The following is a 6,949-nucleotide window of genomic DNA, read 5'->3' as shown; positions in this document are numbered from 1 at the left end:
TACCATTCGGTACTGGCTTTTTTGCGTTTAAGCATTTTTGACTTACCAATGATGGTTTAAGCGGGTATTTACTAAAACCCGCTGCGGGAGGAAGGATCCTACAGCGGAGATGCCTGCCTGATAGCGGTAATAGGCGGCGCATTGAAGTGCAAGGATCGTTCTGAGAATCTGCAGCCCCACCTCATTTATTCAGACTATTTGGAATAAACTAAAGGTCTTTTTTTTGCCTAATAAATGTTCAAACTTAATGCTGGATAAAAGGGGCGCGACGTGCGTAGAATAAGATCAAAAAGTGAAGATCTTTAGACTCAGCTCTGATTTATGCTTTTGCTATTTCCTTACTTAAGGATATAAGGATAGCATCTAATTCTATATGAATATCAGATATCAATTTTTGCCTTGAAGATTCATCTAAATGCTCCATTGATTCAGCAGAGGCTGTATATTTGCTCAAATTATTTAGATCAAGATTTAATGCCACCCCTTTTATAGCGTGGCATGTTTGTTTAATGGCATTGGTATCCTTAGATGTTTTGCAAATATTTAGCAAATCCTCTTTTAACTTTGAGAGATTGGCACTGCTTACTTCTAAAAGTTCTTTAAAGAAATCAGGATCTGATTTTCTGAACTCTTCTAGTTTAGAGAGTATTTGAGTTTCTTTTTCTTGCCCTACAGATATGTCAATGTATTTCTCAATTTTTTCTTGAATATCAGCCACTACAACAGGCTTGGATAAATAATCATCCATACCTGCAGACAAGCACCTGTCATATTCACCTTTAACGGTACCAGCAGTTAGTGCTATGATTGGGACCCTTCCTCTTCCATTTTCATATTTCCTTATCTCAACGGTTGCTTCATATCCGCTCATTTCAGGCATCTGAATATCCATAAAAATTAAATCTGGATTATTCTCTATGTGGCTGTCTACAGCCTCTTTTCCATTTCTTGCTTCAAAAATCCTGGAGGAGGGTAAGATGTTTTTAACAATAGTTTTGGCCAAAAGCATGTTGACAGGATTATCATCAACCAATAGAATCTTAATTTTATTCTTACTTACAGTTTTATTGGGTTTATCGATAGCTATTATTTCTTTAACTAAGGACGGTTCGTTTGCTTTTTCTATAGGGAGGGTCAGCTTAAAGCTAAATTTGCTTCCTTTTCCAAGTTCTGTTTCTAACTCTAGTTTACTGTTCATTAACTTTAGGATTTTGTTGCTTATTGAAAGCCCAAGTCCTGTTCCCCCATATCGTCTAGTTGTTGAGTTGTCTTCTTGTGCAAAAGCTTCGAAAATGATATCTTTTTTCTCTTCAGATATACCTATTCCAGTGTCTATGACTGCAAATTCCAAATCAGCATAGTCTTCTTTTATCAGGTCTTCTGCAGTGATCACTAACTCTATTTTCCCTTCTTGCGTGAATTTCCCAGCATTACTCAATAAATTTATCAAAACCTGCTTAAGCCGAGTAGCGTCTGCAGAAAAATATGCAGGAAGATTTTCAGGTAATTTGATGATTATTTCTAATCCTTTCTCATCTGTCATAGGTTTGATTAATTTGACAGATTCATTCACCAGCTCAGCTAAATTTATTTTGGAAAGGCTTAATTCTAGTTTTCCAGCTTCTATTTTAGAGAAGTCGAGAACATCATTGACCAAGTCTAAAAGGAGATGTCCAGAATCAACAATTGATTGTAAAAATTCTTTTTGGGTTTGATTTAAATCGGTTTTCATTAATAAATCGGAAAATCCGATAATACCATTTAACGGTGTCCGTATTTCATGACTCATGTTTGCAAGAAACTCTGATTTTGCTACGCTTGCTTCTTTAGCTGTTTCCATGGAAATTCGAAGATTATTCTCCATATTTCTTCTTTCTATCGCATTTGAGATGCTTTCTGCAAAACTGATCAATAAAGCTGTTTCCCCTTCGCTCCATTGTTTTTCATTTTGACAATCATCAAATCCCACAAAGCCCCAAAAAGTCTTTTCTACGAAAATAGGAATTAATAAAATCGAAATTATAGCCTGGCTATCTAATAGCCCTTTAAGTTCTGGGTCTTCAATATTTTTTACCAAATTAGTATATATCTGGTTTTTGATGAGATAATCCATAGATTCCCCAAATAGTCCAATAGGTAAGTCTTGTAAATTAGGATTATCAATCTCAGGCTCCACGCCTAGAGCGCTCCATTCAAATCTCTGAGAACTAAAATAGTTTCCATTTTCATCTATGCTGTTTTCAAATAAGTAAGCTCTGTCTGCATTAGCCCCATCGCCTAGGATGGTAATAGCTTTTTGAATGGCCCTTGTCAAATCAGCATTAGAAAGCAATTCTTTTGTGGCAAAAGCTATTGAGGTTAACATTTTCTCATTTCGAAGCAGACTGGTATTTATGTTCTGCAGCTTTTGCTCGTTTAATCTTATCTTTTCTTCTGCAAGTTTTTGTTTTGTAATATCCCTTAAAAATAAATATTCAAGATCTCCTTCATCTGTGTTTTTTAAGAAACCAGCATAAAATAATTGATTTTTCGGGTCAGAAAACTCTACTTCAAAAATCTCCTCTGACATGAAGAGTTTTTCAAGTTCTGGAATTCCACTGCATACTTCTTGGACAGAACAATTTTGAATTTGATAATTACTTTGACCTAATATTTGTGTGGCCCTCTTATTGGAAGCAATGATGTTTTTTTTCTTATCAAAAATTATAATACCGTCATTCAGGTTTTCAAAAATCATCTTGAATGCAATAGGATTCTTTTGGAAAAGGCCAAAACTGAAAAGTCCCCGATAAATGAAAAATGCGCTTATCAATAAAGTGAAAGGCACAAAGTCAATATTGTAAAATGAAAAACCCAACAATGAAAAGCTATGTGCCAACCAAGGGAAAGTAGTTCCTGCCAACAAAGTCAATACCTGATTACGATAAGTTTTAGGTACTGAAAGGTACATTTTGATCAAAATTAAATTGGAGACCAAAATAAGTATATTGTTAAAGCTTTCGTATGCAATATCAAGAATCCCCCTATCATAGCTTATTGAAAGATATAAACCATTATATTCAGAGCTAAGATTTCTATAAAATAGGTTATGATAATCATTGGTAAATAAAAATAACAAAAAGGATCCGCTAACTAGAAAAACCGATGATACCAAAAGACTATTGATGTACCTATGATTGCCAGAGTATTGAATTACAAAAAGTAAAAGAAACGGTGTTATTAAAACACCTCCCACATATTGTAGTTTATAGGTTATTACAATGGTGTATTCATTTGCGCCTAATAATTCCAAACCATAAAACAAAGAATAAATAAAACACCCTGTAAGTAATCCAGCGAAGAAAACCTCACCGTTATCACCCTTTCTTCGGAAAGTAAATATTGCTAAAATCAAAAAAGCCAAACTCGTAATGAGTATGGGTATAGCCAGGGGATTAAAGGTGAATTCCAAATTCATTGTAAAGAATTATTTATGGCCTTAATTTATCAATTAATTCAATTCTATTTGACAATGTCACTAGTTATATTAAAAGTTTCTGATTGATAAATAGACTTATATTATATTTTAAAGGAATTAATAGGAGAATTGTAAATATTAAATTAACTTAAAATTGAATAAAATCGAGAGAATTATGAAAAAATTGACCCTCATTGCAGTCATTTTGTTTTTTATTTTGTCTGCAAATGGTTTGTTCGCACAAGAATCCAAGGAGCTGACCAAAGAAGAAAAAACTGAACTTAAAAGACAACTTAAAGAAGATAAAAAGGCAATTGCTTTAGAAAAAGCCGAACTCAAAAATGCTAAAAAAGAACAAAAGCTGTCTGAAGCAGCGATTAAAGCAGAAGAAAAAAGAATTAAAAATCTTCAGAAAGCTCAAAGAAATTATGATAAGTCTTTAAATGAGAAGCAAAAAGCAGAAGTGAAATTTGCCAAGCAAAACCTGAAAATTGAAAAAGCCAAGCAAAAAGGCAAAGCCAGTGATGCCGATATCACAAAAATGGAATTGAATATGAAAAAAACGGAAATAGCCATTCATGAGGCCCAAGCAAAAATTGATAAGTACCAAAGAGATATTGAAAGGTATTCATCAAGTTCCCTTTCAAAATCTCAGGATCAATAGACTTTCATGTCTATTTCTTGTCAAAACATTCAGGGACTTTGAAGATATTTTTTATGTCAAAAAGACATTATTTCTATTTAGATCTGATTATTTTATGACATAATTTCCGAAAAATACATCTGTTTTAAGTTGGATATTTTTTTGATGATGGGTTCAGGAATTTGAACTCAACTTATAACCAACTATAAAAATGAATTTAAAACAGTTTACCATAAAGTCCCAGGAGGCTATTCAAAAGGCTGCTGAATTGGCTATTGCTACCCAGCAACAGGCCATAGAACCTGCTCATTTATTAAAAGGGGTATTGACAGAAGATGAAAATGTTGTAGATTTTTTATTGAAAAAATCAGGTATCAACAAGAATCAAATAATTCAAAAAACAGATGAAATTATTAATGGCTTCCCTAAGGTTAGCGGGCAGCAGCCTTATCTTTCCAACGCTTCCAATCAAGCCTTATCAAAAGCAAAAGATTACCTCAAAACTTTTGGTGATGAATACGTAGCCATCGAGCATTTGCTCTTGGGAATATTTTCCGGATCAGATAAAACAGCCCAGCTGCTGAAAGATCAAGGGCTCAATGAAAAATTACTAATAGAGTCCATTAAAGAATTAAGAAAGGGAAATAAAGTGACCGACCAAAATGCTGAATCTAAATATAGAGCTTTGGAAAAGTATTCCAAAAACCTGAATGAACTTGCTAAAAAGGGTAAAATAGATCCTGTGATAGGCAGGGATGAAGAGATTAGAAGAGTGTTACAGATTCTGGCTAGAAGAACAAAAAATAATCCTATACTTCTAGGGGAACCCGGTGTTGGAAAGACAGCCATCGTTGAAGGTTTGGCTCAAAGGATTGTAAGCGGAGATGTACCGGAAAACCTAAAGTCCAAAACATTGATATCCCTTGATATGGGTCTATTGGTTGCTGGAGCAAAATATAAAGGTGAATTCGAGGAAAGACTTAAAGCAGTGATAAAAGAGGTGACAGACTCAGATGGAGAAATTATCCTGTTCATTGATGAAATCCATACTTTAATTGGAGCAGGTGGTGGCGGAGAAGGAGCAATGGATGCGGCCAACTTGCTAAAACCAGCTTTGGCTAGAGGAGAATTACACGCAATAGGTGCCACTACACTAAAGGAATACCAAAAGTATATAGAAAAGGATAAAGCTCTTGAGAGAAGATTTCAATCAGTGATGGTAGATGAACCTGATTCGGCCGACGCAATCTCCATTTTAAGAGGAATCAAAGATAAGTATGAGCTTCACCATGGAGTCAGAGTAAAAGATGATGCGGTCATTGCAGCCGTTGAACTGTCCCAGCGTTATATCTCAGATAGATTTCTTCCAGACAAAGCAATTGACCTTATGGACGAAGCAGCGGCTAAGCTCAGAATGGAAATTGATTCTTTACCTCAAGAACTTGATGAGCTTAATAGGCGCGTGATGCAGCTGGAGATTGAAAGAGAAGCTATCCGTCGTGAAAACAACAAGGATAAGGAAGCAATTTTGAGTAAAGAAATAGCTGAGCTTTCCGAAAAAAGACAAGCCGTAAAGGCTAAATGGGAGTCGGAGAAAGCTGTGATCATGGGTATTCGAAGGGAAAAAGAAAATATTGATAAATTTAAGCTTGAAGCAGAGCAAGCGGAGAGGGCAGGAGATTTCGGCAAAGTAGCTGAAATCAGATACGGAAAAATCGTAGAGGCTGAAAAGAAGCTGGATAGTTTTAAAAGTCAGTTGGAAGAAATGCAACAGGGTTCTCCCCTATTGAAAGAGGAAGTAGATAGTGAAGATATTGCCTCTGTAGTGGCTAAATGGACGGGAATTCCTCTTTCTAAAATGATTCAAAGTGAGAGAGAAAAACTTTTGCATTTGGAAGATGAGCTAGGTAACAGGGTAGCTGGTCAAAAAGAAGCCATCATCGCACTTTCTGATGCTGTTAGAAGAAGTAGAGCAGGGCTCCAGGACCCAAAAAGACCAATAGGTTCATTTATCTTTATGGGAACAACAGGAGTAGGTAAAACTGAATTGGCTAAAGCACTTGCGGAATATTTGTTCAATGATGACAATGCTATGGTAAGGATCGACATGTCCGAATACCAGGAAAGGCACGCGGTCAGCAGACTGGTAGGAGCACCTCCAGGATATGTTGGATATGATGAAGGTGGGCAATTGACTGAGGCGGTTAGAAGAAAGCCGTATTCGGTCGTCTTGTTAGATGAGATTGAAAAAGCCCATCCTGATGTCTTTAATATTCTTTTGCAAGTCTTGGATGATGGAAGACTGACGGATAATAAAGGGAGGATTGCCAATTTCAAAAACACAATTATCATCATGACTACGAATATTGGTTCGCACCTAATTCAGGAAAGATTTGCTGAAATAGAAGAATGGAATAAAGATGAGGTCATGGAAAGGACCAAAATGGACGTTTTTGACCTTTTGAAAAAATCAGTTAGACCAGAGTTTCTTAACAGAATAGATGAAACCATCATGTTTGAGCCTTTGAATAAGAAGGTCATTAGAAAAATAGTAGATATTCAATGGAGAGAAATTCAGAAAAGACTGGAAGAGTCCAATATTGAAATCGAAGCTACTCCTGAAGTCTTGGATTATTTGGGAAATGTAGGTTTCGATCCTCAATTTGGGGCAAGACCATTAAAAAGAACAATGCAGCGGTTAATTCTCAATGAGCTTTCCAAGCAAATATTATCAGGGTATATCAAAAATGACTCGGCTGTATTGGTTGATTTGGATGCAGATAATCAGGTTTATTTCAAAAACATCGATTCAGTAGAAGTATAGCAACCTTTTAATTTACCAAAAGGCC

The 6,949-nt window shown here is 35.6% G+C and carries 3 protein-coding genes; 2 read left to right on the top strand and 1 reads right to left on the bottom strand.

Annotation, left to right across the window (positions count from 1 at the left end):
- Positions 1–319: 319 nt before the first annotated feature.
- Complete coding sequence (locus EA341_RS18570) at positions 320–3,457, bottom strand: histidine kinase N-terminal 7TM domain-containing protein (RefSeq protein ID WP_293016672.1); 3,138 nt, start codon at positions 3,455–3,457, stop codon at positions 320–322.
- A gap of 175 nt (positions 3,458–3,632) precedes the next feature.
- Here EA341_RS18570 and EA341_RS18565 point away from each other — a divergent pair, with 175 nt between their 5' ends.
- Together EA341_RS18565 and clpB are read left to right on the top strand one after the other, a co-directional pair.
- Entirely contained in the window at positions 3,633–4,121 is a 489-nt protein-coding gene (locus EA341_RS18565; protein ID WP_293016671.1) for a hypothetical protein, read from the top strand.
- A 190-nt stretch (positions 4,122–4,311) separates the two neighbouring features.
- On the top strand, positions 4,312–6,924 hold the full coding sequence (clpB, locus tag EA341_RS18560; protein WP_293016670.1) for an ATP-dependent chaperone ClpB: 2,613 nt from the start codon (positions 4,312–4,314) through the stop codon (positions 6,922–6,924).
- Positions 6,925–6,949: the final 25 nt, after the last annotated feature.

Source organism: Mongoliibacter sp. (assembly GCF_007692705.1).
Classification (GTDB): Bacteria; Bacteroidota; Bacteroidia; order Cytophagales; family Cyclobacteriaceae; genus Mongoliibacter.
This window is presented reverse-complemented; position numbering and strand designations above follow the sequence as displayed.